This window comes from Mesorhizobium sp. M0293, from assembly GCF_040321735.1.
GTDB lineage: Bacteria > Pseudomonadota > Alphaproteobacteria > Rhizobiales > Rhizobiaceae > Mesorhizobium.
The window spans coordinates 1-23,766 of sequence record NZ_JAMYSA010000002.1; the positions used below are offsets into that span (position 1 = coordinate 1).

Below are 23,766 nucleotides of genomic sequence, written 5' to 3' on the forward strand. Positions count from 1 at the left end.
GGGCTGGCGGCGCCTGGAAGATCTTGCGCTGCGGGCGGAAATCTTCAGCGGGAGCAACCGGCGCCGGGCGCGCCTGAGCCATGGCTGCGGCATTGGCTTCGGCCAGTTGGATGGCTTCGGCAACCGGGTCAGCGGCGCGCGGTTCGTACATGGTCTGCTGGACCGGCACTGGGCGGCTTTCCACCGCGGCAACGGCCGGGCGGCTGACCGGCTTCTGCGGTGCCGTGCGGATCGAGATCGGCGCAGCAGCGATTTCAGCCGCCGACTTGTCGATGCCGGTGGCAACCACCGAGACGCGGATGACACCTTCGAGTTCCTCGTCGAAGGTAGCGCCCAGGATGATGTTGGCGTCCTGGTCGACTTCCTCGCGGATACGGGTCGCCGCTTCGTCGACTTCGAACAGCGTCAGGTCGCGGCCGCCCGTGATCGAGATCAGCAGGCCCTTGGCGCCCTTCATCGAGGTCTCGTCGAGCAGCGGGTTGGCAATCGCCGCTTCGGCGGCGGCCATCGCACGGCCCTCTCCAGAAGCTTCGCCGGTGCCCATCATCGCCTTGCCCATCTCGCGCATGACGGAGCGCACGTCGGCGAAGTCGAGATTGATCAGGCCTTCCTTGACCATCAGGTCGGTGATGCAGGCAACACCGGAATAGAGCACCTGGTCGGCCATGGCGAAGGCGTCGGCGAAGGTGGTCTTGTCATTGGCCAGCCGGAACAGGTTCTGGTTGGGGATGACGATCAGCGTATCGACGCACTTCTGCAGTTCCTCGATGCCGAAGTCCGCTGTCTTCATGCGGCGCTGGCCTTCGAAATGGAACGGCTTGGTGACGACGCCGACGGTGAGGATGCCCTTTTCGCGCGCTGCGCGGGCAACGACCGGAGCAGCACCGGTGCCGGTGCCGCCGCCCATGCCGGCGGTGACGAAGCACATATGGGTGTTGGTCAGGTGATCGAGGATCTCATCGATGCACTCTTCCGCCGCCGCACGGCCGACTTCCGGCTGCGAGCCGGCGCCTAGGCCCTCGGTGACATGCGCGCCGAGTTGGATCAGGCGGCCTGCCTTCGACATGGTCAGCGCCTGCGCGTCGGTGTTGGCCACCACGAACTCGACACCGCGCAAACCGGCGGTAATCATGTTGTTGACGGCATTGCCGCCGCCGCCGCCGACACCGAACACGGTGATGCGCGGCTTAAGCTCGGTGATGTCCGGCTTTTGCAGATTGATGGTCATTGTCTCCGTCCTTTGCCTTTCACGCCGCTTCGCCGCCGCGGCCGCCTATGGGGCTGTCCCCGTCAATTAGAAACTGTCTCTCAACCACTGACTCATGCGATGCAGTTTTCCGCCCGTTCCGGTCATTCTGAGTCCGGAAATTCCTTTCGCCGGATGGCTCTCGAAACTCGCCATCTGCGGATAGATCAGAAGCCCCACCGCGGCCGAGAAGGCCGGCCCCTTCGCCGCTTCCGGCAGGCCGGCCACGCCGAGCGGACGGCCGATACGCACATTACGTCCCAGGATGCGTCGCGCTGCCTCCGGCAGGCCGGCAAGCTGGCTGGCGCCACCAGTGAGCACCACACGCTTGCCCACCGCATTGCCGTAGCCGGACTTGTTCAGCCGGTCGCGCAGCAGTTCCAGCGTCTCATCGATGCGGGCGCGCACGATGCGCGTCATCACCGAGCGCGGAATCTGCAAAGGCACGTCGCCATCGTCGCCGATCGGCTGGATCGAGACCAGGTCGCGGTCGTCGGCGCTGCCCGGCAGTGCCGAGCCATGCATCACCTTCAGCCGTTCGGCGGCATCGAGCGAGGTCGAAAGTCCCTTGGCCATATCCAGCGTGACATGGTTGCCGCCGATGGCGATGGCATCGCCATGGACGAACTTGCCTTCCGAAAACACCGAGATCGTGGTCGTGCCGCCACCCATGTCGATGCAGGCCGCGCCCATTTCCAGTTCGTCGTCGACCAGCGCCGCCAACCCGCTGGCATAGGGCGTCGCCACCATGCGCTCGACCGACAGATGCGAACGGTTGATGGAAAGCTCCAGGTTGCGCATCGGAGCGGCGTCGCCGGTCAGCACATGCATGTCGACGCCGAGTGCGTCGCCGACCATGCCGCGCGGATCGCGCACGCCGCGTTCCGCATCCAGCGAGAAGCCGACGGGTAGCGAATGGATCACCTCGCGCTCGGCCTTCAGCGCCTGCTTGGCGCCAGCGCCGAGAACGCGCTTGATGTCGGCCTCGTCTGCCTCGTGGCCGCCAAGGTTGATAGTCGCCGAGAAGGCTTCGCTCTTCAGCCGGCCGGCGGTCATGTTGACGATCAGCGAATCAACCGTCAGCCCAGCCATACGCTCGGCCGCATCGACGGAAAGGCGGATGGCATGCTCGGCGCGGTCCAGATCGACGACGACGCCCGACTTCACGCCTTGCGATTTCTGATGGCCGATGCCGATCACCTGGATCCGGTGCGAGCGGCCACGCAGCAGCTTGCCGTCATCGCTCGGCTTCAGCCTGGCCACCATGCAGCAGACCTTGCTCGAACCGACATCCAGCACCGTCAGGGTGCCGGACCGGCGCGACGAGGCATCGCCATGACCGCCAAGCCAGCTCATATCTTCGTCTCCGGCTTGCGCTTCAGGCTCTTGGGTTTTTCGTTGAGTGCGGCTTCGCGCTGCGTCACGGCCTCGGGCGTCAACTGCACGACCAGCCGGTCGGTCAGGCGCATGTCGACGGCGGCGATATCGCGCGACAACAGGCCCTTTTCGTGGTCCATCTTGACGAGTTCGGCGAGCGCCTGATCCTCATCGTCCTCGGGGAGCTTGACCGTGATGCCATTGTCCAGCTTCAGGTCCCAGCGCCGCTCACCGACACGGATGTAGCCTTTGATCCGGTTCGCCAGCTCGGGATATTTTTCGATCTTGGCCAGGAAGTCGGGCGCGCTCGCCGGCGCGCCGGTACCGATCAGCAGCGGCAAAAGCACCTGCTTGCCGCCTGAGAACGGCGCGATCACGGCGCCATCCTTCTCGATGACAGACAGCTCGTCGCCCTGCTGCCAGAGCGCGAAGGGCGCGCGCTCCTCGACACGCACTTCCAGAGTGTGCGGATAAACCTTGCGCACCGCCGCGACCTCGATCCACGGCAAGGTGTCGATACGCTCCCGCGCGGCCTCGGCGTCGAAGCCGATCAGCGATGTCCAGCCGTCGAGTTCGAGCCTGTCGAGGATATCGATCTCCGAGGTCTGGCGATTGCCGACCACCTTGACCTGATCGACGGCAAAGCCGGTGCGGGCGGTGATGCTCTGTACGATGCCGTCGACATGGCCGCCGAGATAAGCGCCATAGGCGCTGCTCGAGGCGATCAGCACGGCCGACATCATGGCTGCGGAAAAGCGTGGCGCCTGGAATTCACCGACACCGAGGCGCGCCAGAATGCGCACCGGGCGGCGAAGCATACGCGGCAGCACGAAATGGCCTGACGACAACGGCAGGCCGAACAGCGTCGGTTCGGCCGCGCCGCTCTCCCTACCTTGTCCCCATTTCAACGCAGACACGAAGCGTCCTCCACCATCCAACTCAACAGATCGCCAAACGAGTGCCCGGCCTGGGCGGCGATTTCAGGCACCAAAGACGTCGGCGTCATACCCGGCTGGGTGTTGACCTCGAGCCAGACAATCTCGCCGTTTTCGGAATGCCGATCGTCATAACGGAAGTCCGATCGGGAAACGCCCCGACAGCCGATCGCTTGGTGAGCCTTGAGCGCCAGTGTTTGTATTTTTTGGTAAATATTCGGTGAAACTTTTGCGGGGCATTCGTGCTTTGATCCCCCGGCGACATATTTTGAATCATAGTCGTAGAAGGAATGGCCGGTCGGGATGATCTCGCAGACCCCCAGCGCCACATCGCCCATTACCGCGCAGGTCAGCTCACGACCGTGGATATAGCGCTCGACCATGACGGTATCGCCATATTTCCATTCGGACGAACCGATCACCTGCGGCGGATGCGACTGGCCTTCATGCACGATGACGACGCCGAAGCTCGAACCCTCATTGACCGGCTTGACCACATAGGGCGGCTTCATCGGATGCTTGCTCTGAATGGCGAAGCGGCTGGCGACCTTCGATTCGGCGACCGGGACGCCGACCGATTTGGCAACCCGCTTGGCCTGCTCCTTGTTCATGGCCAGAGCCGAGGCGAGCACGCCGGAATGGGTGTAGGGAATGCCGAGATACTCGAGAATGCCCTGGACGGTACCATCCTCACCAAAAGGGCCATGCAGCGCGTTGAAGACGACATCGGGCTTGAGTTCGGCAAGCACGGAGCCGACATCGCGCCCGACATCGACGCGCGTGACATGATAGCCTTCCTTCTCGAGCTCATCGGAACAAGCCTTTCCCGAAGACAGAGACACGGGCCGCTCGGACGAAAACCCACCCAGCAGGACGGCCACATGCTTGCTCTTCATTCCCCGGTATCCCCTCTCACGGCGGACCAAAAACCAAGATTTTCCGCAACATTGAGTCCGAGTCTCCCAGCAGGTTGCCCCCCAGACGGAAAACGCGGGTAACGCGTCGAACGACTCAAATCAGAAAACGCTTTCGAACAGAGAATCAGAGAGTTGATTCACTGGCAAGTGCTTACGATTCCGAGAGATTCACTTTCTGAGAAAATGGATGCGAAAAGCGTGTCGTTGAGTCTTCGGGGCAACGGTTGGGGCCGTTTTGGCACCGTCGAACTTCATGTGTCACATGAAGTTCGAAGCGGGCTAAAGAAGCTGCCCGAGAAACTCCTGCACGGCATGTCCCGGCCGGAAATTGCCGATGCGCTTGATTTCCCATTGCAGCCGGATACCGGAATTCTCCAGCACCCGCGTGCGCACCGTCTCGCCGAGATATTCAAGGTCGTAGCCGGTCGCGGTTCCCGTGTTGATCATGAAGTTGCAATGCATCGGCGACATCTGCGCGCCGCCGATCATCAGGCCGCGGCAGCCTGCCTTGTCGATCTCCTTCCAGGCTGACGTGCCTTCGGGATTCTTGAAGGTCGAGCCACCTGTCTTCTCGCGGATCGGCTGCACGGTCTCGCGATGGTTCTGCACGGCATCCATCGCCGCCTTGATCGCGGCCTTGTCCTCGGCAAAGCCTTCGAACACGGCCGAGGTGAAGATAAGCCCGGCAGGTGCTGCTGAATGACGATAGGCATAACCCATATCGGCATTGCTCAGCGTCCGCACATTGCCCTTGCGGTCGAGCGCGCGCACCTCGACGACGCGCTCGCGCGTCTCGACGCCATTGGCACCGGCATTCATCCGCAGTGCGCCGCCGATGGCGCCGGGAATGCCGTGATAGAAATGAAAGCCGCCAATGCCGGCATCGAGCGCCACCGCAGCGACGCGCTTGTCGGGCGTGGCCGTGCCAGCCTTGATCCTGATTGGCGAAATGACTTCCGCTTCGCCAAACCCCTTGGCCGAAAGCCTGATGACAAAGCCCGAAATGCCGCCGTCACGGACCAGAAGGTTCGAGCCGACGCCGACGATGGTCAGCGGTATTTCCTCCGGAACGGCTTTGAGGAACGCGGCGAGGTCCTCCTCGTCCGCCGGCTGGAACAGAGCTTCCGCCAGGCCACCCGCACGGAACCAGGTGATCTTGTCCATCTCGGCATTCGGCGTGATGCGGCCGCGCAGGCCGGCAAGCCGGTCGCCAAGTCTGTCGATCAGGGCCTGGCCGTGCATCATGAGACGGTCCCGCCAAGCTCCTTGGGCAATGCATAGGCCCATTGGGTGATGTTGCCGGCGCCCAGGAAGACGACGAAGTCGCCTGACTTGGCCAGATCGCGGATGATGGGCGCAATCGCTGCCGGTCCTTCGATGTAGCGCGCGTCGCGATGGCCGCCGGCGCGGATGCGCGACACCAATGCGTCCGAGCTGACGCCGTCGATCGGCTCCTCGCCGGCTGCGTAGACCGGCGCCACCATCACCGTGTCGGCGTCGTTGAAGCAGGCGGAAAACTCGTTGAACAGATCATGCAGCCGGGTGAAGCGATGCGGCTGCGCAATGGCGATGACGCGACCCTTGGTGGCGCTGCGCGCCGCTTTCAGCACCGCCGAGATCTCGACCGGGTGGTGGCCGTAATCGTCGAACACGTCGACGCCGTTCCACGAGCCGGTATGGGTGAAGCGGCGCTTGACGCCGGCGAAAGACGACAGGCCCTTCTTGATCGCCTCGGCCGACAGGCCAAGCTCATGCGCGACGGCGATCGCGGCCGTCGCGTTGGACACGTTGTGACGGCCGGGCATCGGCAGGCGCAGGCCTGATATGGTCGTCTGGCCGCCGGTTTTGCGATCGCGGATTACCACGTCGAATTCCGAAATGGCGCCCGCCATGCGGTGGTTGGTGAAGCGCACATCGGCCTGCGCGTTCTCGCCGTAGGTGACGATGCGGCGGTCCTCGATACGGCTGACCAGCGCCTGCACTTCCGGATGATCGGTGCACATCACGCCAAAACCGTAGAACGGCACGTTCTCGACGAACTGGCGGAACGCTTCGCGCACCTTGTCGAAGCTGCCATAGTGATCGAGATGCTCGGGATCGATGTTGGTGACGACGGCGATCTCGGCCGGCAGCTTGAGGAACGTGCCGTCGCTCTCGTCGGCTTCGACCACCATCCACTCGCCGTCGCCCATGCGCGCATTGGTGCCATAGGCATTGATGATGCCGCCATTGATGACGGTCGGATCGAGCCCACCGGCATCGAGCAAGGTCGCCACCATCGAAGTCGTCGTCGTCTTGCCATGCGTGCCGCCGATCGCCACCGCCTGGCGGAAGCGCATCAGTTCGGCCAGCATCTCTGCCCGGCGCACGATCGGCAGCAGCTTTTCTCGCGCGGCCTTGAGTTCCGGATTCGATTTCTTGATCGCCGTCGAGACGACCACCACCTCGGCATCGCCGAGATTTTCGGCCTTGTGGCCGACGAAGCATTCGATGCCCTTGTCGCGAAGCCGCTGCACATTGGCGCTTTCGGCCTGGTCGGACCCTTGCACCTTGTAGCCGAGATTGTGCAGCACTTCGGCAATGCCGCTCATGCCGATGCCGCCAATGCCGATGAAATGTACAAGGCCGATGGTCTGCGGCATCTTCATGCGTGCGTCCCCTTCCTGAAATCCGAAACGGTTTTTTTGGACGCAATAGCCTCTGTGAGATCGGCGAGCAACCGTGCCGCGTTCGGCCGGCCGGCCGATTTCGCGCCCGCCGCCATCGCCACAAGCCGCTCAGGCTGGTCCATCAGCCCGCCGAGGAGCGCTGCGATGCGTTCGGGTGAAAGCGAGGATTGCGGGTGCACTTCGCCGCCGCCGCCGGCGGCAAGGGCCGCCGCGTTCGCCGCCTGGTCGTGATCGAGCGCGTAGGGGTAAGGCACCAGCAGCGCCGGCCGGCCGATGACGGCGATCTCCGAGACGGTCGAAGCGCCGGAGCGCGAGATCACCAGATGCGCGGCCGCCATGCGCTGCGCCATATCGGTGAAGAAGGGCGAGACCTCGGCGGCGACGCCGAGTGCCGCATAGGCCGCCTTGACCCGCGCCACGTCGTCCGCGCGCGCCTGCTGCGTGATTACCAGCCGCTTGCGCTGGGTATCGGAAAGCAGCGCGATCGCCCCCGGCACGGCGTCGGAAAAGAATTGGGCGCCCTGGCTACCGCCGAACACCAGCAGTCGGAACGGCTGTTCCCCGGCCGACGCCGCATAAGCCGTCTTGGCCGCTTCCAGCACGGCAGGCCTGACCGGATTGCCCGTCGTCACCGTCTTGGTGCCGGCGGCACTGGTGTCCTGCGGCAGGAAGCCGCCGGCGATCGCATCGACACGACCGGCCAGCGCCCGGTTGGCGCGCCCCATCACCGCGTTCTGCTCGTGGATCAGCGTCGGCACCTTGCGCCGTGTCGCCGCGTAGAGCGGCGGCAAGGTCGGATAACCGCCGAAGCCAACGACGGCATCCGGCTTGATCCTGGCGATGATGGCGGAAGCCTGGCGCACGCCGCGCCAGATTTTCCAGAAGGCGCCAAGCACGGCAAAAGGATTTTTCGAACCCATCGTCGCCGACTGGATCGGATGGATGGCGGCGGCCGGAAAATGGCCGGCGAACCGCTCGGCACGGTCGTCGGTCGCCAGATGCACCGACCAGCCGCGCTCGTTCAGCTCATGCGCCAGCGCCTCGGCAGGGAAAAGATGCCCACCGGTTCCGCCCGCCGCGAGAAGGATGACGCCTCTGGCCATATCACTCCGCCGGGACGGCGCGCTGCGACAGGCCAAAGCCCATCTGCTTGCGCTTTTCCGGCCGCTTGCGTGTCAGCGCCAGCACCATTCCCATCGAGATGGCGATGGCGATCTGCGAGGAGCCGCCATAGGAGATGAACGGCAGCGTCATGCCTTTGGCCGGCACAAGTTGCAGGTTGACGCACATGTTGATGACGGCCTGCAGGCCGAAGACGGTGACGAGACCGCCGACCGCATAGCGGGTGAAATCGTCATGCTCCTTCAGCGCCGTGTTGAGGCCGCGCAGCACGATGAAGGCAAAGATCGACATGATGAAGAAGCACATGATCAGCCCGAACTCTTCGCCGGCGACCGAGAAGACGAAGTCGGCATGGCTGTCGGGAATGACCCGCTTGACGGTGCCCTCGCCCGGCCCGACGCCGAACCAGCCGCCATTGATCAGCGCCTCGCGTCCCATGTCGACCTGGAACGTGTCGCCTTCGCCGGTAAGGAACTTGTCGATGCGCAAGGCAACGTGCGGAAACACCGTATAGGCGGCAAAGACGCCGCCGACACCGGCGGCACCCAGCGCCACGATCCACAGCCATGGCAGCCCAGCCATGAAGAACATGATACCCCAGGTGCCGGTCGTCAGCATGGTCTGGCCGAGGTCCGGTTGCGCCACCAGCAACGACACGACCAGCACTAGCAACAGCATGGCGAACAGATTGCCGGGAATGTCGGGCTGGCGCTTGTGCTCGGCAAACAGCCAGGCGCACATGATGACGAAGGCGGGTTTCAGAAATTCCGAAGGCTGGATCGACAGGCCGGCAAGCGACACCCAGCGGCGCGCGCCCTTCACCTCGACGCCGATGTAGAGCACCGCCACCATCAGCACCAGCATCAGGCACAGCATGATCAATGCCATGCGCCGGATTTCCCTGGAATCGAGGAAGGAAACGGCCAGCATGACGCCTAGCGCCGGCACGGTGAAGATGATCTGCCTTGTGGCGAAGTGGAAACTGTCGAGACCGATGCGTTCGGCCACCGCCGGGCTGGCGGCGAAGGATAGCACGATGCCAAGCCCCATCAGCGACAGGAACGCCGCCAGGAACCAGCGATCGATCGTCCACCACCAGGTCGCAACCGGGCTTTTGTCGAGACGGCTTTGCATTATCGTGCCCCTCCGATGGGTTTCACGCCCTCGATAGCATTCGCAGCTTGCCTGAAGGCTTCGCCGCGGACTTCGAAATTCTTGAACTGGTCGAAACTGGCGCAGGCCGGCGACAACAGCACCACCGCCTCGCCGCTGTCGTCCTCGGCCGCATCATGCGCGGCGTGCGCGACCGCCGCGGCCAGCGTCCCTGAAATCTCGTAGGGCACGGCCTCACCCAGCGTCGCGGAAAAGGCAGGCGCGGCCTCGCCAATCAGATAGGCCTTGGCGATGCGCGGGAAGAAACCGCGCAAAGGCTCGATGCCGCCTTCCTTGGGCAGGCCGCCGGCAATCCAGTAGATGCGCGCAAAGCTCGACAGCGCCGGTGCCGCCGCATCGGCATTGGTCGCCTTGGAATCGTTGATGAACAGCACATGGTGCTTGCGGCCGACCTGCTCCATGCGGTGCGCGAGGCCGGGAAAACTTTCCAGCCCGGACTGGACCTCGCCAAGCTCCAATCCGACCTTGAGGCAGGCGGCGACCGCTGCCAGCGCATTTTGCGCATTGTGCTGGCCACGAAGCGAGCCGATGCCCTCGAGGAAGGCGACACGGCTGTAGCGGCCGTGCACCGCTTCCATCAGATCGCTGCCGTCGGCGAAATAGCCGTCGGTCAGCGGCAGCCGCTTGGAAATGCGGATGACATGCCGCCCCGCCCGCTCCAGCCGCTCGGCGATCTGCGCGCACCAGGAATCATCGATGCCGACGATCGCGGTCTCACTGCCGGCCACCAGCCGCTCCTTGATCGCGGCGTAGTGCTGCATGGTGCCGTGACGGTCGAGATGGTCTGGCGTCAGATTGAGCAGGATGCCGGCCGTCGGGTCGATCGAGGGCGCGAGGTCGATCTGGTAGGATGAGCACTCGACGACATAATGCCGATCGGGCTGCGGCGGATCGAGCGTCATCACCGCGCGGCCGATGTTGCCGCCCATCTGCGTGTCGCGGCCTGCAGCTTTCAGGATGTGCGCGGTCAGCGCGGTCGTCGTCGACTTGCCGTTGGTGCCGGTGATGGCAATGAAAGGCGCCGTTGGCGCGCTCAGCATTCGCTCCCGGCAGAAAAGCTCGATGTCGCCGATGATCTCGACGCCGGAGCCGCGCGCCAGCTCCACCGTCCAATGCGGTTTGGGATGCGTCAGCGGCACGCCGGGCGACAGCACGAAAGCCGAGAATTTCGCCCAGTCGGCGCGGCGCAAATCGCCGGTTGCGATACCGGCGGCGGCCGCCTTGGCGACGCTGTCAGGATTGTCGTCCCAGGCCAGCACGTCTGCCCCGCCGGCGATCAGCGCGCGCGCGGTCGCGATCCCCGAGCCACCGAGCCCGAAGAGCGAAACGCGCTTGCCTGAAAAGGATGCGGCGGGGATCAAACGACCTCCTATCTCAGCTTCAGGGTCGACAGGCCGACCAGCGCCAGGATGACGGCGATGATCCAGAAGCGGATCACCACCTGGCTTTCGGTCCAGCCGAGCTTTTCGAAATGATGGTGGATCGGCGCCATCAGGAACACCCGCTTGCCGGTCATCTTGAAATAGCCGACCTGGATGATGACGGACAGGATTTCGACCACGAACAATCCACCGACGATGACTAGCACGATCTCATGCTTGGTGGCGACCGCGACGGTGCCGATCAGGCCGCCCATGGCCAGCGAGCCGGTGTCGCCCATGAAGATCGCCGCCGGCGGCGCGTTGAACCAGAGAAAGCCGAGGCCGGCACCGATGACCGCGCCGAGCACGACAGCCAGTTCGCCGGTGCCTGGCACGAAATGGATCTGCAGATATTCGGCGAACACCGCGTTGCCGGAGAGATAGGCGATGACGCCGAAGGAGGCCGCCGCGATCATGATCGGCACTATCGCCAGCCCGTCCAGGCCGTCGGTCAGGTTCACCGCATTGCCGGCACCAACGATGACGAAGCAGGAGAACGGAATGAAGAACCAGCCGAGATTGACGATGAATTCCTTGGCGAAGGGAAATGTCAGCGACGACGAGAACGGCGCCTGGCCGTTATGCATGATCACCCATGCGGCGATGCCGGCGATGACGAATTCAAGCGCCAGCCGTGCCTTGCCGGAAAAGCCGAGATGCGACTGCTTGGTCACCTTGAGATAGTCGTCGTAAAAGCCGATCGAGCCGAAGCCCAGCGTCACCAACAGCACCACCCAGACATAGATGCTCGACAGGTTCGCCCACAAAAGCGAAGAGCCGATGATGCCCGATAGAATCATCAGACCGCCCATGGTCGGCGTACCGGCCTTCTTGAAATGCGTCTGCGGCCCGTCGGCGCGGATCGGCTGGCCTTTGCCTTGCCGCAGCCGCAGTGAATTGATGATGGCCGGCCCGAAGATGAAGACGATCAGCGCCGACGTGATCAGCGCTCCGCCGGTGCGGAAGGTGATATAGCGGAAGACATTGAAGACCGAGACCTTGTCCGCAAAATCGACGAGCAGTGTAAACATGCGCTTTTCGTCCCCGACCTAGGTCTGTTTTCTGGTTGTCGATTCAGCCGGGAATTTGCCCAGCAGCGCATCGACCAGTTTTGCAAAACCGATGCCTTTCGACGATTTGATCATCACTACATCGCCCGGTTTCAGTGCGGCAAGCAGCACCGGCTTCAGCTCCTCGACGCCGGCGCGGTATTCCGTCTTGACCTCGCCGGGCAATATCTCGGCCAGCGCCCGCATTTCCGGGCCACCGAGAAAGACGGTCTGCGTCCCCGTGCCGACGATGAGATCGGCAAGTGCGGCATGCAGCTTGGCCGAGTGGTCGCCGAGTTCGAGCATGTCGCCGAGCACGGCGATGCGGCGGCCGTCGCCGGTCACCGGCGGCGCGTTGAGCAATGCCATCGCAGCAGCCATCGACGCAGGATTGGCGTTGTAACTCTCGTCGATCAGCGTGATCGGTCCTCCCGGGTGGCCCGAAGTCGGGCCACCGGGATGGCGCAGCACATGGCGCTTCCCGCGCCCGCGCTCGGCCGAGAGATCGGCCAGTGCGAGTGCCACTCTATCGAGATCGGCGCCGACCAGATGCGCCGCCCCCAGCACCGCCAGCACGTTCTGCACCATGTGGCGGCCCGGCGCACCGATCCGCGCGGTCACCTCATGGCCGCTGATTCTGGCGGTGATGTCGGAATGATCCGCATGCAGCTCGCATTGGACTAGCTTGAAGGTCGAGCGCGCATTCTCGCCGAAGCCGTAGACGTGCTCGACACCGGCGGCATGCGCCATCTTGTCGAGAAGCTTGAAGCGCGCATCGTCGCGGTTGAGGATAGCGGCGCCCTCAGGCTCCAGCCCTTCGAAAATCTCGGCCTTGGCCTTGGCGATCTCGTCGAGATTGCGGAAAAAGCCAAGGTGCGCGGCCGCGATCATGGTGACGATGGCGACATGCGGCCTCACCATCTTCACCAGCGGCCGTATCTCGTCAGGATGGTTCATGCCGATCTCGAACACGGCGTAATCGCAATCGGCGGGCATCCGCGCCAATGTAAGCGGCACGCCCCAGTGATTGTTGAACGATTGCGCCGAGGCATGCACCTTGCCGACGGCTTGCAGCACATGGCGCAACGCTTCCTTGGTGGTGGTCTTGCCGGCAGAACCGGTCACCGCGATGATTTTCGCGCTCGAGCGGGCGCGCGACGCGACCCCGAGCTTTTCCAGCGCGACCAGCACATCCTCGACGACGATGATCGGCGCCGTCAGCCGGCCAAGCGACGGCAGCTTGCCTTCGGCCACCACCAGCACCCCGGCGCCGGCCTTGATGGCTGCCGTGGCGAAGTCATGGCCATCCATCGCCTCGCCCTTGATGGCGAAGAAGGCGTCGCCCGGCTGCAGGCTGCGGCTGTCGATCGAAATGCCCGATATGCCGTCCGGCATTGGCCCGAGCGGCCGCCCGTCCATGGCGGCAACCAGCATCTCGGAGGTCCACAGCAAACTCATGCCGCACGCTCCACGAGTGCCGCGCGAACTTCCTCGTGATCGGAAAAATGCAGGGTCTCGGAGCCGACCGTCTGGCCTTCCTCGTGGCCCTTGCCGGCCACGATCAGCGTGTCGCCGGCATGCAGCATGGCGACCGCCTCGTGGATCGCCTGGCGCCGGTCGCCGATTTCTATGGCGCCGGGTGCGGCGGCAAGAATGGCCGCGCGGATCGTTTCCGGCACTTCCGAACGCGGATTGTCGTCGGTGACGATGACGACGTCCGAAAGCCGCGTCGCGATCTCGCCCATGATCGGCCTTTTTCCCCGGTCGCGGTCGCCGCCGCAGCCGAACACGACGATGACGCGCCCGGTGGTGAACGGGCGCACCGAAGCCAGCACGTTTTCCAGCGCATCGGGCTTGTGGGCATAATCGACATAGACGGGTGCGCCATTGGCGGTGGTGCCGACGAGGTCGAGCCGGCCCGGCGCGCCCTTCAGTTTCTCCAACGCCATCAAGGCCTTGGCGACAGGCGTTCCCGTGGAAATGGCAAGCCCCGCCGAAACCAGCGCGTTCGATATCTGGAAATCGCCGGCCAGCGGCAGGTCGACCTCATAGAGCACGCCGTCGGCCTCGACCTCGGCGCGCTGGCGGTGGCGTTCGTGCTCGACCCGCTTCAGCCTGAGGAAATCGCCATGACGGCCGACCGTCAGCACGTTGAGCCCGGCAGCCCGCGCCGCCTCGATCGTCGGCGCCGACCACGGATCGTCGGCGAAGACAACGGCCGGCGCGCCTTTCGGCAACAACGTGTCGAACAAACGCAATTTGGCGCGGTGATAGTCCTCGATGGTCGGATGATAGTCCATATGGTCGCGGCCGAGATTGGTGAAGCCGCCGGCCGCCAGCTTCACACCATCGAGACGGCGCTGATCGAGCCCATGACTGGAGGCTTCCATCGAGGCGTGGGTCACGCCGGCATCCGCCAATTCCCGCAGCAACTGGTGCAGGGCGATCGGATCGGGCGTCGTCAGCGAGCCATAGTCGTTGCGCCCAGGCGCCACCACGCCGGTGGTGCCTATCGAAGCGGAGGCATAACCCGCCTGCTCCCAGACCTGCCTGGTGAAGGCGGCGACCGATGTCTTGCCGCTGGTGCCGGTCACCGCGACCATCGTTTGCGGCTGCTTGCCGAAATAGCGGGCCGCACTCAGCGCCAGCGCCAGACGCGGATCACCGACCGCCAATACCGGAACCGACAGCCCGGCAATGGCGCTGCCCTTGCCCGCCACGATTGCGGCTGCACCGCGCGCGGCGGCGTCGGCGGCATAAACGGCACCATCGGCCTTGGTTCCGGCGAGCGCAAAAAAGACAACGCCCGGTTTTACCTGGCGGGAATCCGAAGAAATCCCTGTAACCTCCAGATCGACGGAAGCTATTCCCTCGACGGGCAGGATACCGGCTAGATCTCTGAGCTTCATCGAGTCCCGTTCACCGCAACAAAATAGCGCGCAGTTACCGGCGCGCCCTAAGAATCACTGATAGGAAACCAGCGTTGCACCATTTTCATGGCTGAAATCTGGCTTCACGCCAAGCATGGCAGCTGAACGCCTGATGATGTTTCCCGCCATAACCCCCGCATTCGAGGCTGCGGTGTTACCCATACCGGGCTTTTCCGGCTTCGGTTCATCGGCAATCGTCAGCACGATGTACTGCGGATCGTCCATCGGAAAGGCGGCGACGAAGGCATTAAAATTCTTTTCCTTGGAGTAACGGCCGTTGACGACCTTCTCCGCCGTTCCGGTCTTGCCGCCGACGCGGTAGCCGGGAACCCTGGCGCTCTTGCCCGAGCCCTTCTCGGCGTTGAGCGAATAGAGATAGCGCATGCCCTCGACGGTCTTTTCGCTGACCACCCTCTTGGCCACAGCCATCGCTTCTGCCTGCGTACGCATCAGGAAGGTAGGGTTCATCAGGAAGCCACCATTCATCAGAGCGGCGCAGCCGACCGCCGTCTGCAACGGCGTCGTCGAAACGCCATGGCCGAAGGCGATGGTGATCGAATTGACCTGTTTCCAGACCTTGGGTTCGGTCGGGCGGGCAACCTCCGGCAGTTCGGTCTGCATCTTCTCCAGCACGCCGAGGCGGTGCAGGAATTCGCGATGCCCCTCGATGCCGACCGCTTCAGCTTCCTTGGCCGAACCGATGTTGGAGGAGTAGATGAACACTTCCGGCACCGACAGAACGCGGCCCTTGCCGTGGAAGTCGTGAATGGTCTGGCGGCCGATCCGGATCGGACGTGAGGCGTCGAAGCGGCTCTCCAGCGTGATCTTGCCGGAATCGAGCGCCATGGCGGTGGTAAAGCTCTTGAAGGTCGAACCCATTTCGTAGAGGCCCGCCGACATGCGGTTCAACCGATCCTTGTCCTGTGCATTGTAAGGGTTGTTCGGGTCGAAATCCGGCACCGAGGCCATGGCCACCACTTCGCCGGTCTTGACGTTGAGCACAACGGCGCCAGCGCCCACGGCGCGATAGCGCTCCAGGCCGGCGGCGATCTCGTCACGGACGATGTGCTGAACACGCAGATCGATCGAAAGCTTCACCGGCTTGAGATCCTTGGCCATCGCGAGGCCCGATGCCTGCAGGTCGCTCAAACCCTGCTCATCGACATATTTCTCCATGCCGGAGATGCCCTGGTTGTCGATGTTGGTAAGCCCGACAATATAGGACGAGGTCTCACCGCTCGGATAGAAGCGGCGCTTCTCGGTGCGGAAGCCAAAGCCGGGGATGCCGAGCTGCATGATGTCGGACTGCTGCTTGGGGGTCAGCTGCCGCTGCAGCCAGACGAAACCGGCGCCGCTCTTCAGCTTATGGTAGGTCTGCTCATAGTCGATGTCCGGAAGCACCGTCGACAGCCTCTCGATCGCCTCGTCGGCGTCGACGATGCGGCGCGGCTCGGCAAACAACGACGCCGTCTTGATATCCGTCGCCAGCACTTCGCCGTTGCGATCGACAATGTCGGGCCGCGATGCCGTTACCCGGCTTTGCGGACCGCCCGACATGTCGGGGGTCTGGAAGCCGAGATAGACCAGGCGCCCGGAAATGGTCGAGAAAATACCGAAGAACACCGCCATCGTCATCACGATGCGCGTCCTGCCCTTGCCGCCGGTCGCCTTGCGGGCGCCCTCGACCACGATCGATCCGTCTCCACCAGTCTTGACGCGACGCTTCAGCAGTTTGCCGATCATTGGGCGATGCCTCCGGTCACCACGGGATCCCTGCTGCCCGGCGGCGCTTGGTCGGAATTGTCGGCCATACCACCCTGGCGCCCGTTCAGGATGTCCTGAATGTCCAGAGCTTTGGCAGGCAGATCACCGATGCCGACGATCTGGCGAGCGCTGACCGGCTGGAGCTCGAGCTGCGACTTGTAGAGCTCGGCCAGCTTCTGCAGCCGCGACGGCTGGGTGAGCAGGCTCCAGTCCGCCTTGAGCAGGTCGATCGTGTCCTCCTCATAGCGGATCTGTGCATGGATCTTCTGCACCGAAGCCAATTGTTCCTCGGCCTCGCGCTTGGCCTTGTAGGTAAGGGCCGCCGCTGCAACCATGACGGCAATCAGGACAATGTCGCTGGTACGAAACACGTGCTTACCTCTCCCCCGGCCGGTCTGTGCCGGGAAGCTTTGGGCCGGGAAGTTTTGGAAGGCCGAAAATCGAAAAGTCGCTGCTGCGCGCCGGCGCCTCGGTGCGGACTGCCGCGCGCAGCCTGGCCGAACGGGCGCGCGGATTGGCCGCCACCTCGGCATCGCCGGCAGTCACGCCGCCGCCCGCCTTGCGGAAGGTCGCGGTGCGCGCCTGTGCCTCGGGCAAGTGACGCGATCCGGTGGCGACGTCGGAGCGGTCGGCGATGAAACGCTTCACGATACGGTCTTCCAGCGAATGGAACGTCACCACGGCGAGCCGTCCGCCCGGCTTCAGCGCGCGTTCGGCCGCGAACAGCGCCTTGGCCAGTTCGCCAAGCTCATCATTGACGAAGATGCGCAGCGCCTGGAAGACGCGCGTCGCCGGATGGATCTTGTCCTTCGGCGCGCGGCCGATATGCGTCTCGATCGCATCGGCCAGTTCCAGCGTGCGCTCGAACGGACGCTTTTCGCGGCGAGCCTCGATCATGCGGGCGATGCGCCCGGCATGACGCTCCTCGCCGAGGAAGCCGAAGATGCGGGCAAGGTCGCCCGGCTTGAAGCTGTTGACGACGTCGGCAGCGCTCAAACCCGCCTGCGCCATGCGCATGTCGAGCGGCCCGTCGGCGCGGAACGAAAACCCGCGCTCGGCCTGGTCGAGCTGCATCGAGGACACACCGATGTCGAGCACGACGCCGTCGGCACTCTCGACATGTTCGTCCAGCGTGGAGAACGGCGCCTGCACCAGCCTCAGCCTGCCGTGCGACTGCACTTCCAGATCGCGCCCGGCAGCGATCGCATCTGGATCGCGGTCGATCGCCACCACGGAAGCGCCTGTCGCCAGAATGGCCCTGGTGTAGCCGCCGGCGCCGAACGTGCCGTCGATGATGGTGTCGCCCTCCGCCGGCGTCAGTGCTTCCAGCACTTCGGCGAGGAGGACCGGAATGTGGCGGGCCGATCCGCCAACGGCGTGAAGATCATCGCCGTGACCCACCGTCATTCCGGTCGCTCCCCAGGCTTCGTCCCCTGCCGAAGCTGCAAAAGCCGGGCTCGCGCCTGCGCCCCATAAGCAGCAAGCCGTCCCGGCTCCCAGATCTGAAAGAAATTGCCGCGTCCGACAAAGGCCGCGTCCGACGAAATGCCAGTATGTTCGCGAATGAAGTCGCTCATCGTGATGCGGCCGTCCTGGTCGAGCTTCAAGAATGTTCCGTCGCCATGGCAGAAGAACGACATATCGTCCGCCGTCTGCAGGAAGGGATCTTCGAGTGCGATGCGCTGCTCGTAGCGGTCGAGCAGGTCGAGCCCGCCGACATCCATCGCCGGCAGATCGAGGCAGCGCAGTGCATAGAGTTCCGAATAGCCGCGCTTCTGCACAACGGCACGGAAATGCGCCGGAACGGATACCCGTCCCTTCGCATCGATCCTGCTCACCGTGTTCGAGAGAAACCGGTCCATTAAACGCTACAGCCGCTTGCGCCGCCGCACCCCTCTTCATCGTGTCGCACGCGCCGCCGCGGCGCGTTCCCTGCCCCGTATCAACCCCGTTCGCTCGGGCAAAAATCGGCAAACGCGCAGCCGCCGCGGCTGCCCGATTGGCGTACGCTTTACCCTGACGCGGAACGAAGGCTTTGATGTCAAATGGGATATCATGGGGCACTATGGGCGTCAACGGGAATAGGCTTCACAAACACGCGCGCCGCAACCATTGAGAGCAGCCTTGACGGCACGTCTCGTCTTTATGGTCTATTAAGCCTAACGAAGCGTTTAGAGCCGTCTGGCCCAAACGGACGCGCCTTGCCGCGAGGCGCTACCCGGCATAGCGTCTCGCCGCATCCGGTCGGTCACCAAAGGGTTTGAAAATCGATGTCTGAAACAGCGAACAGTCGCGCTGCAGCACTGTCCCATCTGCGCAGCAGCGGGCTTGCCACGGGCGATTCCATCCCTCTGCCCCTGACCATGGCCGCCATTTTTCACGCGCCCGGCGACGCCACCGGTTTCAACCAGTACGGCCGCTTCAGCAACCCGACCTGGGATGCGGTCGAACATATGCTGGCCCATCTGGAGGACGCGCCCTGCGTCGCCTTTCCTTCGGGAATGGCGGCGATCTCGGCAGCATTTTTTGCCGTGCTCAAGGCCGGCGACCGTGTCCTGCTGCCTTCGGACGGCTACCACACGACAAGGGCTTTGGCCGATCGCTTCCTCAAGCCGCTCGGCATCACCTACGATGTCAGGCCGACCTCGACCTTCCTCGATGGCGGCTTCGAAGGGTATCGCCTTGCCTTTGTCGAAACCCCTGCCAATCCGGGGCTGGATATCTGCGATATCGCGGCGGTCGCCGACGCCGTTCACAAAGCCGGCGCGATCCTTGTGGTCGACAACACGACCATGACGCCCTTCGGCCAGCGGCCGCTCGACCATGGCGCCGATATCGTCATTGCCGCCGACACCAAGGCGCCCAATGGCCATTCCGATGTGCTGTTCGGCCATGTCGGCAGCCGCAATGCCGATATCATCGCCGCCGTGACCGGCTGGCGCGAGGTTTCCGGCAGCATTCCCGGTCCGTTCGAAGCCTGGCTGGTGCATCGCGGCCTGGAGACACTGGACGTGCGCTTCGATCGCATGTGCTCCTCGGCGGAAGTCATCGCGCGGCGGCTGAAAGGCCACAGGGCAATCAGCGGCCTGCGTTTCCCCGGGCTGGAGAGCGATCCGTCGCACAACCTTGCCCGCGCCCAGATGGAGCGCTTCGGCTTTCTCATTTCTTTCGAACTTGCCTCGGAGGACAAGGCCGAGAATTTCATCAACAACTGCGAACTGATGCAGGCCGCGACATCCTTCGGCGGCGTCCACACCTCCGCCGAACGGCGCTTGAAGCGAGGCGATGCGGTTTCCGCCGGTTTCGTGCGCCTCTCGGTCGGCTGCGAGCCGGTGGAAGAGCTCTGGAAGGCGATCGAGACGTCGCTAGACAAGATCAGCTGACAAATCGGCTAAGAGCTTTTTGCCTCTGCCATTTTGAGATATCTGGCGCGCGCTCGTTCGATAATCGGCGGCCCCTCAAGAGCGGGCCCGCTGTCGATCCCCTCCTGCACCAGTCTGCGCAATTCCTCGACCGTATAGCCGTGCAGATCGCGCCGGTCTTTCCATTGCCTCAGCGCGTCGCGGATCACCTCGCTCGCCGACGCATATTCGCCGGCGGCGACCACATCATCCACCGCCTGCAGCTGAACAAGCTTGAATCAACAGGCGCGCCCGAGGGCGCAACCTGCTGATCTCAAGAGACTTCTCTTTGATATCGCGGGAGAAAAAATTGCCAGCTGGCCTATAAGCCGGGTTTTGTATGGCCCTCGCCCCTTGCGGTGCGAGAACGTGGCGGCCATTCATCTTGGGCGTATGTTGCCATGCGCCTCACGCAACCTACCCGGACGGTGGGCCGGAAACAGCCCTCGAGGGTTTCCCCTCGCACCGCCCCTATTCGGTCTTGCTCCCGGTGGGGTTTACCGTGCCGCTCCTGTTGCCAGTCGCGCGGTGGGCTCTTACCCCACCCTTTCACCCTTGCCCCGAATCCGGCAAAGCCGAACCGTGGCGGTTTGCTTTCTGTGGCACTTTCCCTGGGGTCGCCCCCGCCGGCCATTAACCGGCACCGTATTTCCATGGAGCCCGGACTTTCCTCACCCGCGGCCTTTCGGCGTTTGCTGGTGCGGCCGCCCGGCCAGCTGGCAAGGCGTATAAAGGGGTTCACGCTCGAAAACGCAAACGAAAAAGCAGACTTATGCCGGCGATCCAAGCGCGGCCATCTGCACCTTGACCTTGCCGCAATACGCAGCCGACACCGGGTTCATTCGGGTTGCGGCGTGCCCGGCATTGTATTTCAGAATCGTGCCGCAGGTCGTGCCGCCGCCGAGATTCCGCGCCATGGCAAGGTATTTCATGCCGTATTTGATGTTGGTGTCGGGATCGAACAGGCCCTTGGCGGAACCGCTATAGCCCATCATCCGCGCTGTTGCCGGCTTGATCTGCATCAGGCCGATCTCGCCGGCGCTGCCGACGATGTTGGGCCGGTAGTTGCTCTCGATCTTGATGACCGCGGTGGCTAGCGACACCGGAACGCCTTCGATCGCCGCATAGCGGGCAACGATTGCGGAATACTGGCCGCTGCTGGCCACCGCGGCCGTCGATGCCGCCACGTTCCTCAGACCAACCGACGCCGTTGTCGTCATGTCGACGGTCTTGCGGCCGCGCTTCGTCTGCCTTTTGGCGGTAGACTTCTTCGGCTTGGACCAGCTTGCCTTTTCCACTTTGGCGGAAGCCCGCTTCGTCGCCTTGGCGTCGTGGCTTGCCTTACCGCTTCTGGCCAACGTGGCCTTGCCGCCTTTCGCGGATACCACGACAAGCCCTTGATCGGCCCGTGGGCTGAGTGGTGCGGCATGCGCCGCGCTGAAGGCAAAAGTCATTACGCCGGCAGCAAGAGCTGCCGTTAAAACGGTCAATTTCTGCATGTGATCCTGTTCTGTCTGAACCGCGTGAAGAAGTTCACGCAGCAACGCTTAATCAATATCGGAACATCCGGGGGCTGTGGGTCCGACAACTTGCACGTCAGCCGTTTGACGCTCGAATTGGTGTCAAACAAGGCCAGGCAAGTCACTTTAAGTGACAGCTTGTAATTTAAGGATTTGAAGAGGACTGCGAAGAGAGGTCTTTCCTGGGATCAGGGCCTTACGGAAGCAAGCAGCCTTTGCAGCGTCCGCAGCGTCGAGCCATCGGCAACGCCATCCACCTTGCGCGGCCGGAAATGCCGCTGGAAGGCTTCGACGACGATTTCCGTCTGCCGGTCGAAAATGCCCGAAATCTCGACGCCATAGCCGTAGAGAGCCAGCATCGATTGCAACGCCTCGACATCGCCGCCGGTGTCGCCAACCTTGAGCTTGGCCCCTTGTCTGACGGGGGCGGCCGTCACGAGATGCCCGACACCGGCCTCGAAAAGCGTCCGCCACGGAAACTTCTCGCCCGGATCGATCTTGCGCCCCGGCGCTACGTCGGAATGCGCGAGCACCCGCTCGGCGGCAATCGAATGCCGCCCGGCGATCCCCCTGCACAGCCCAATCACCGCATCGATCTGCCGCCTTGGGAAACCGGGATAGCCCAGCGAATGTCCCGGATTGACGATCTCGATGCCGACCGAACAGGAATTGATGTCGGCGCGCCCGAACCACGAACTCTTGCCGGCGTGCCAGGCGCGGTCGCTTTCCCTGACCATCTGCACGATGTGGCCGTTTTCGTGGACGAGATAATGCGACGAGACCTCGCTGGCCGGATCGCACAGCCACGCCTCGGCCCCGGTGCCGGTCGCCATGCCGGTGTAGTGCAGCACGATCATGTCAGGCTTGAGTGTCTCGCGCCGCGGGCCGAAATTCGGCGATACCCTGACCTCGGCACGTGGCTCGTCGGGCAGGAAACCGCTCATGCGTGGCGCAGACCCCGCTCGATCATCTCATAGGCGGCATTGATCGCCGCCACCCTGGTGGTTGCGATCTCGATGAATTCCTGCGGCAGGCCGCGCGCGATCAGCCTGTCCGGATGATTGTCGGAAACCAGCTTTCGATAGCGCTTCCTGACCTCTTCGAACGGCTTGCCGCGCTCAATGCCGAGCACGACATAGGGATCCCCGGCGCCCAGATTGACGTGCCGCGCCATGATGCTTTCGTAATGTGCCTCGTCGATGCGGAAAATCTCGGCGATGCGGTGCAGAAAGTGGCCTTCGCGCTCATGCACCAGACCATCGGCCTTGGCGATATGGAACAGGCCGTCGAGTATGTCTTCCAGCATCACGCAGTTGGAATGCCCCGAGCCGCATAGCTGCGCCATCCGCTCGGCATAGGTCTCGAAACCGGCCACGTCGCGCTGGGCGAGATCGAACAGCCGCGCCACATTGCGCGTCTCCTTCGGCGGCACATCGAAGATTTCCTGGAAGGCGCGCACCTCGTCTTGGGTGACGATGCCATCGGCCTTGGCCATCTTGGCCGACAGCGCGATCATCGCCACCGAAAAGGCGACACGCCGGCGCAGATCCGCATCGCCGGAGAAAACCGTGCGCACGGCCTCGACGACGTCGGCGACACCCGACGAGGCTGAAGATGAAACGCGGTTGATGAACTCGCCGAGGCGATCCCAAATCGACATGGCCTGCTTCTTAGAGCCACCGTCCCCTGCTATCAAGCCGGGACAGTGCCGCAGGCTTCAGCACGACAAACTGGTCCGACGTTGACGCGGGATGTGCCCGCGGCGCTCGGACAGAATGAGAAAGGCCGACGTGAGCCGGCCTTTCTCATTCATCACACGAAGTACTGCGTTACTGACTACTGCGCGGGCGCAGGAGCTGGTGTTGCCGGAGCCGGCTCGGCAGGCTTCTCGGGTGTGATGCTCTTCGTGGTCGAATTATCGGTAGCCGGAGGCGTTGCCGCCGGTGGTGTTGCTTCCGGCGTAGCCGGCTTCATCGGCTGTTCGGCGGCCGGCGGGTTGGTGCTCTGGGTGGTGGTGTTATCCGTACCACTGTCGCTGCAGGCGGCAACGCCAAGCAAAGCCAACGCGGAAACGGACGCGAGAATGAGCTTTTTCATAGTTTCTCTCCTTCAACACACGTTCACGTTGCGGTGAACGGTCGAAGGGAAAATGCATCAGACAGCCATCAGTTTCGTAACGTTGCATGTCCGCATGTAACATCATGCGCATGGCCGTTGCCGGCCAAGCCATTGCGAATTAACA

At 63.5% G+C, this 23,766-nt stretch carries 22 protein-coding genes and 1 other RNA gene; 1 reads left to right on the top strand and 22 read right to left on the bottom strand.

Going from position 1 to position 23,766, the window contains the following annotated elements; translation table 11 throughout:
- From ftsZ to mraZ, 16 genes are all read right to left on the bottom strand, one after another.
- On the bottom strand, positions 1-1,228 hold a 1,228-nt coding region (gene ftsZ, locus NKJ06_RS01065), incomplete at its 3' end, for a cell division protein FtsZ (protein WP_352808632.1).
- Positions 1,229-1,294: 66 nt separating this feature from the next.
- Positions 1,295-2,602 carry a cell division protein FtsA gene (gene ftsA / locus NKJ06_RS01070; protein ID WP_352631679.1) on the bottom strand — a complete coding sequence of 436 codons (1,308 nt, stop codon included), beginning with the start codon at positions 2,600-2,602 and terminating at the stop codon, positions 1,295-1,297.
- Entirely contained in the window at positions 2,599-3,540 is a 942-nt protein-coding gene (locus NKJ06_RS01075; RefSeq protein WP_352631678.1) for a cell division protein FtsQ/DivIB, read from the bottom strand. Before NKJ06_RS01075 ends, ftsA begins: the two co-directional genes overlap by 4 nt.
- Entirely contained in the window at positions 3,528-4,454 is a 927-nt protein-coding gene (locus tag NKJ06_RS01080) for a D-alanine--D-alanine ligase (RefSeq protein WP_352631677.1), read from the bottom strand. The genes NKJ06_RS01075 and NKJ06_RS01080 overlap by 13 nt, the downstream gene beginning before the upstream one ends.
- Positions 4,455-4,754: 300 nt before the next feature.
- Positions 4,755-5,720 (bottom strand): UDP-N-acetylmuramate dehydrogenase, encoded by a 966-nt coding sequence (gene murB, locus NKJ06_RS01085; RefSeq protein WP_352631676.1) that lies wholly within the window; start codon positions 5,718-5,720, stop codon positions 4,755-4,757.
- Positions 5,717-7,123 (bottom strand): UDP-N-acetylmuramate--L-alanine ligase, encoded by a 1,407-nt coding sequence (murC, locus tag NKJ06_RS01090; RefSeq protein WP_352631674.1) that lies wholly within the window; start codon positions 7,121-7,123, stop codon positions 5,717-5,719. Before murC ends, murB begins: the two co-directional genes overlap by 4 nt.
- A complete protein-coding gene (gene murG, locus NKJ06_RS01095) occupies positions 7,120-8,247 on the bottom strand; it encodes an undecaprenyldiphospho-muramoylpentapeptide beta-N-acetylglucosaminyltransferase (protein ID WP_352631672.1) in 1,128 nt (375 codons plus the stop codon). The genes murC and murG overlap by 4 nt, the downstream gene beginning before the upstream one ends.
- Before the next feature lies 1 nt (position 8,248).
- Entirely contained in the window at positions 8,249-9,400 is a 1,152-nt protein-coding gene (gene ftsW, locus NKJ06_RS01100; RefSeq protein ID WP_292189153.1) for a putative lipid II flippase FtsW, read from the bottom strand.
- Entirely contained in the window at positions 9,400-10,800 is a 1,401-nt protein-coding gene (gene murD, locus NKJ06_RS01105) for a UDP-N-acetylmuramoyl-L-alanine--D-glutamate ligase (RefSeq protein WP_352631670.1), read from the bottom strand. Before murD ends, ftsW begins: the two co-directional genes overlap by 1 nt.
- Positions 10,801-10,808: 8 nt before the next feature.
- Complete coding sequence (mraY, locus tag NKJ06_RS01110; RefSeq protein ID WP_352631668.1) at positions 10,809-11,891, bottom strand: phospho-N-acetylmuramoyl-pentapeptide-transferase; 1,083 nt, start codon at positions 11,889-11,891, stop codon at positions 10,809-10,811.
- Positions 11,892-11,909: 18 nt separating this feature from the next.
- The gene (locus NKJ06_RS01115; RefSeq protein WP_352808639.1) at positions 11,910-13,367 is read right to left on the bottom strand and encodes a UDP-N-acetylmuramoylalanyl-D-glutamyl-2,6-diaminopimelate--D-alanyl-D-alanine ligase; all 1,458 of its coding nucleotides are present in this window, start codon (positions 13,365-13,367) and stop codon (positions 11,910-11,912) included.
- On the bottom strand, positions 13,364-14,818 hold the full coding sequence (locus tag NKJ06_RS01120; RefSeq protein WP_352631665.1) for a UDP-N-acetylmuramoyl-L-alanyl-D-glutamate--2,6-diaminopimelate ligase: 1,455 nt from the start codon (positions 14,816-14,818) through the stop codon (positions 13,364-13,366). Before NKJ06_RS01120 ends, NKJ06_RS01115 begins: the two co-directional genes overlap by 4 nt.
- A 54-nt stretch (positions 14,819-14,872) precedes the next feature.
- Positions 14,873-16,582: a peptidoglycan D,D-transpeptidase FtsI family protein gene (locus NKJ06_RS01125; protein WP_352631663.1), complete on the bottom strand. Its 1,710-nt coding sequence runs from the start codon at positions 16,580-16,582 to the stop codon at positions 14,873-14,875.
- Positions 16,579-16,974 carry a cell division protein FtsL gene (gene ftsL / locus NKJ06_RS01130; RefSeq protein ID WP_352631661.1) on the bottom strand — a complete coding sequence of 132 codons (396 nt, stop codon included), beginning with the start codon at positions 16,972-16,974 and terminating at the stop codon, positions 16,579-16,581. Before ftsL ends, NKJ06_RS01125 begins: the two co-directional genes overlap by 4 nt.
- A 4-nt stretch (positions 16,975-16,978) precedes the next feature.
- Positions 16,979-18,010, bottom strand: a complete 1,032-nt coding sequence (gene rsmH, locus NKJ06_RS01135) for a 16S rRNA (cytosine(1402)-N(4))-methyltransferase RsmH (protein WP_352631659.1) — start codon at positions 18,008-18,010, stop codon at positions 16,979-16,981.
- Complete coding sequence (gene mraZ, locus NKJ06_RS01140) at positions 18,007-18,465, bottom strand: division/cell wall cluster transcriptional repressor MraZ (RefSeq protein WP_352631657.1); 459 nt, start codon at positions 18,463-18,465, stop codon at positions 18,007-18,009. The genes rsmH and mraZ overlap by 4 nt, the downstream gene beginning before the upstream one ends.
- Before the next feature lie 408 nt (positions 18,466-18,873).
- Here mraZ and NKJ06_RS01145 point away from each other — a divergent pair, with 408 nt between their 5' ends.
- Positions 18,874-19,986, top strand: a complete 1,113-nt coding sequence (locus NKJ06_RS01145; RefSeq protein ID WP_352631655.1) for a cystathionine gamma-lyase — start codon at positions 18,874-18,876, stop codon at positions 19,984-19,986.
- A gap of 8 nt (positions 19,987-19,994) precedes the next feature.
- On the opposite strand, the gene NKJ06_RS01150 is transcribed toward NKJ06_RS01145, so the two are convergent.
- The 6 genes from NKJ06_RS01150 to NKJ06_RS01175 all read right to left on the bottom strand — a co-directional run bounded on the left by NKJ06_RS01150 (position 19,995) and on the right by NKJ06_RS01175 (position 23,621).
- Positions 19,995-20,228 carry a type II toxin-antitoxin system ParD family antitoxin gene (locus NKJ06_RS01150; RefSeq protein ID WP_352631693.1) on the bottom strand — a complete coding sequence of 78 codons (234 nt, stop codon included), beginning with the start codon at positions 20,226-20,228 and terminating at the stop codon, positions 19,995-19,997.
- Between the two features lie 85 nt (positions 20,229-20,313).
- Positions 20,314-20,724: RNase P RNA component class A (gene rnpB, locus NKJ06_RS01155), an RNA gene on the bottom strand.
- 50 nt (positions 20,725-20,774) lie between these two features.
- Positions 20,775-21,503, bottom strand: a complete 729-nt coding sequence (locus NKJ06_RS01160) for a lytic transglycosylase domain-containing protein (protein ID WP_352631653.1) — start codon at positions 21,501-21,503, stop codon at positions 20,775-20,777.
- A 209-nt stretch (positions 21,504-21,712) separates the two neighbouring features.
- Positions 21,713-22,468 (bottom strand): N-acetylmuramoyl-L-alanine amidase, encoded by a 756-nt coding sequence (locus tag NKJ06_RS01165; RefSeq protein WP_352631651.1) that lies wholly within the window; start codon positions 22,466-22,468, stop codon positions 21,713-21,715.
- Positions 22,465-23,184, bottom strand: a complete 720-nt coding sequence (locus tag NKJ06_RS01170; RefSeq protein WP_352631649.1) for a TerB family tellurite resistance protein — start codon at positions 23,182-23,184, stop codon at positions 22,465-22,467. The genes NKJ06_RS01165 and NKJ06_RS01170 overlap by 4 nt, the downstream gene beginning before the upstream one ends.
- Before the next feature lie 176 nt (positions 23,185-23,360).
- Positions 23,361-23,621, bottom strand: coding sequence for a hypothetical protein (locus tag NKJ06_RS01175; RefSeq protein WP_109668284.1), 261 nt, complete (start codon positions 23,619-23,621; stop codon positions 23,361-23,363).
- Positions 23,622-23,766: the final 145 nt, after the last annotated feature.

Coding starts and splice junctions, on each gene's coding strand:
- NKJ06_RS01120 (WP_352631665.1), bottom strand. CDS start 14,818: ATGAAGCTCAGAGATCTAGCCGGTATCCTGCCCGTCGAGGGAATAGCT.
- NKJ06_RS01170 (WP_352631649.1), bottom strand. CDS start 23,184: ATGTCGATTTGGGATCGCCTCGGCGAGTTCATCAACCGCGTTTCATCT.
- rsmH (WP_352631659.1), bottom strand. CDS start 18,010: ATGACGGTGGGTCACGGCGATGATCTTCACGCCGTTGGCGGATCGGCC.
- NKJ06_RS01115 (WP_352808639.1), bottom strand. CDS start 13,367: ATGAGTTTGCTGTGGACCTCCGAGATGCTGGTTGCCGCCATGGACGGG.
- NKJ06_RS01165 (WP_352631651.1), bottom strand. CDS start 22,468: ATGAGCGGTTTCCTGCCCGACGAGCCACGTGCCGAGGTCAGGGTATCG.
- NKJ06_RS01125 (WP_352631663.1), bottom strand. CDS start 16,582: ATGATCGGCAAACTGCTGAAGCGTCGCGTCAAGACTGGTGGAGACGGA.
- NKJ06_RS01145 (WP_352631655.1), top strand. CDS start 18,874: ATGTCTGAAACAGCGAACAGTCGCGCTGCAGCACTGTCCCATCTGCGC.
- murB (WP_352631676.1), bottom strand. CDS start 5,720: ATGATGCACGGCCAGGCCCTGATCGACAGACTTGGCGACCGGCTTGCC.
- murG (WP_352631672.1), bottom strand. CDS start 8,247: ATGGCCAGAGGCGTCATCCTTCTCGCGGCGGGCGGAACCGGTGGGCAT.
- mraZ (WP_352631657.1), bottom strand. CDS start 18,465: ATGGACCGGTTTCTCTCGAACACGGTGAGCAGGATCGATGCGAAGGGA.
- ftsW (WP_292189153.1), bottom strand. CDS start 9,400: ATGCAAAGCCGTCTCGACAAAAGCCCGGTTGCGACCTGGTGGTGGACG.
- NKJ06_RS01175 (WP_109668284.1), bottom strand. CDS start 23,621: ATGAAAAAGCTCATTCTCGCGTCCGTTTCCGCGTTGGCTTTGCTTGGC.
- murC (WP_352631674.1), bottom strand. CDS start 7,123: ATGAAGATGCCGCAGACCATCGGCCTTGTACATTTCATCGGCATTGGC.
- NKJ06_RS01160 (WP_352631653.1), bottom strand. CDS start 21,503: ATGCAGAAATTGACCGTTTTAACGGCAGCTCTTGCTGCCGGCGTAATG.
- mraY (WP_352631668.1), bottom strand. CDS start 11,891: ATGTTTACACTGCTCGTCGATTTTGCGGACAAGGTCTCGGTCTTCAAT.
- NKJ06_RS01080 (WP_352631677.1), bottom strand. CDS start 4,454: ATGAAGAGCAAGCATGTGGCCGTCCTGCTGGGTGGGTTTTCGTCCGAG.
- ftsA (WP_352631679.1), bottom strand. CDS start 2,602: ATGAGCTGGCTTGGCGGTCATGGCGATGCCTCGTCGCGCCGGTCCGGC.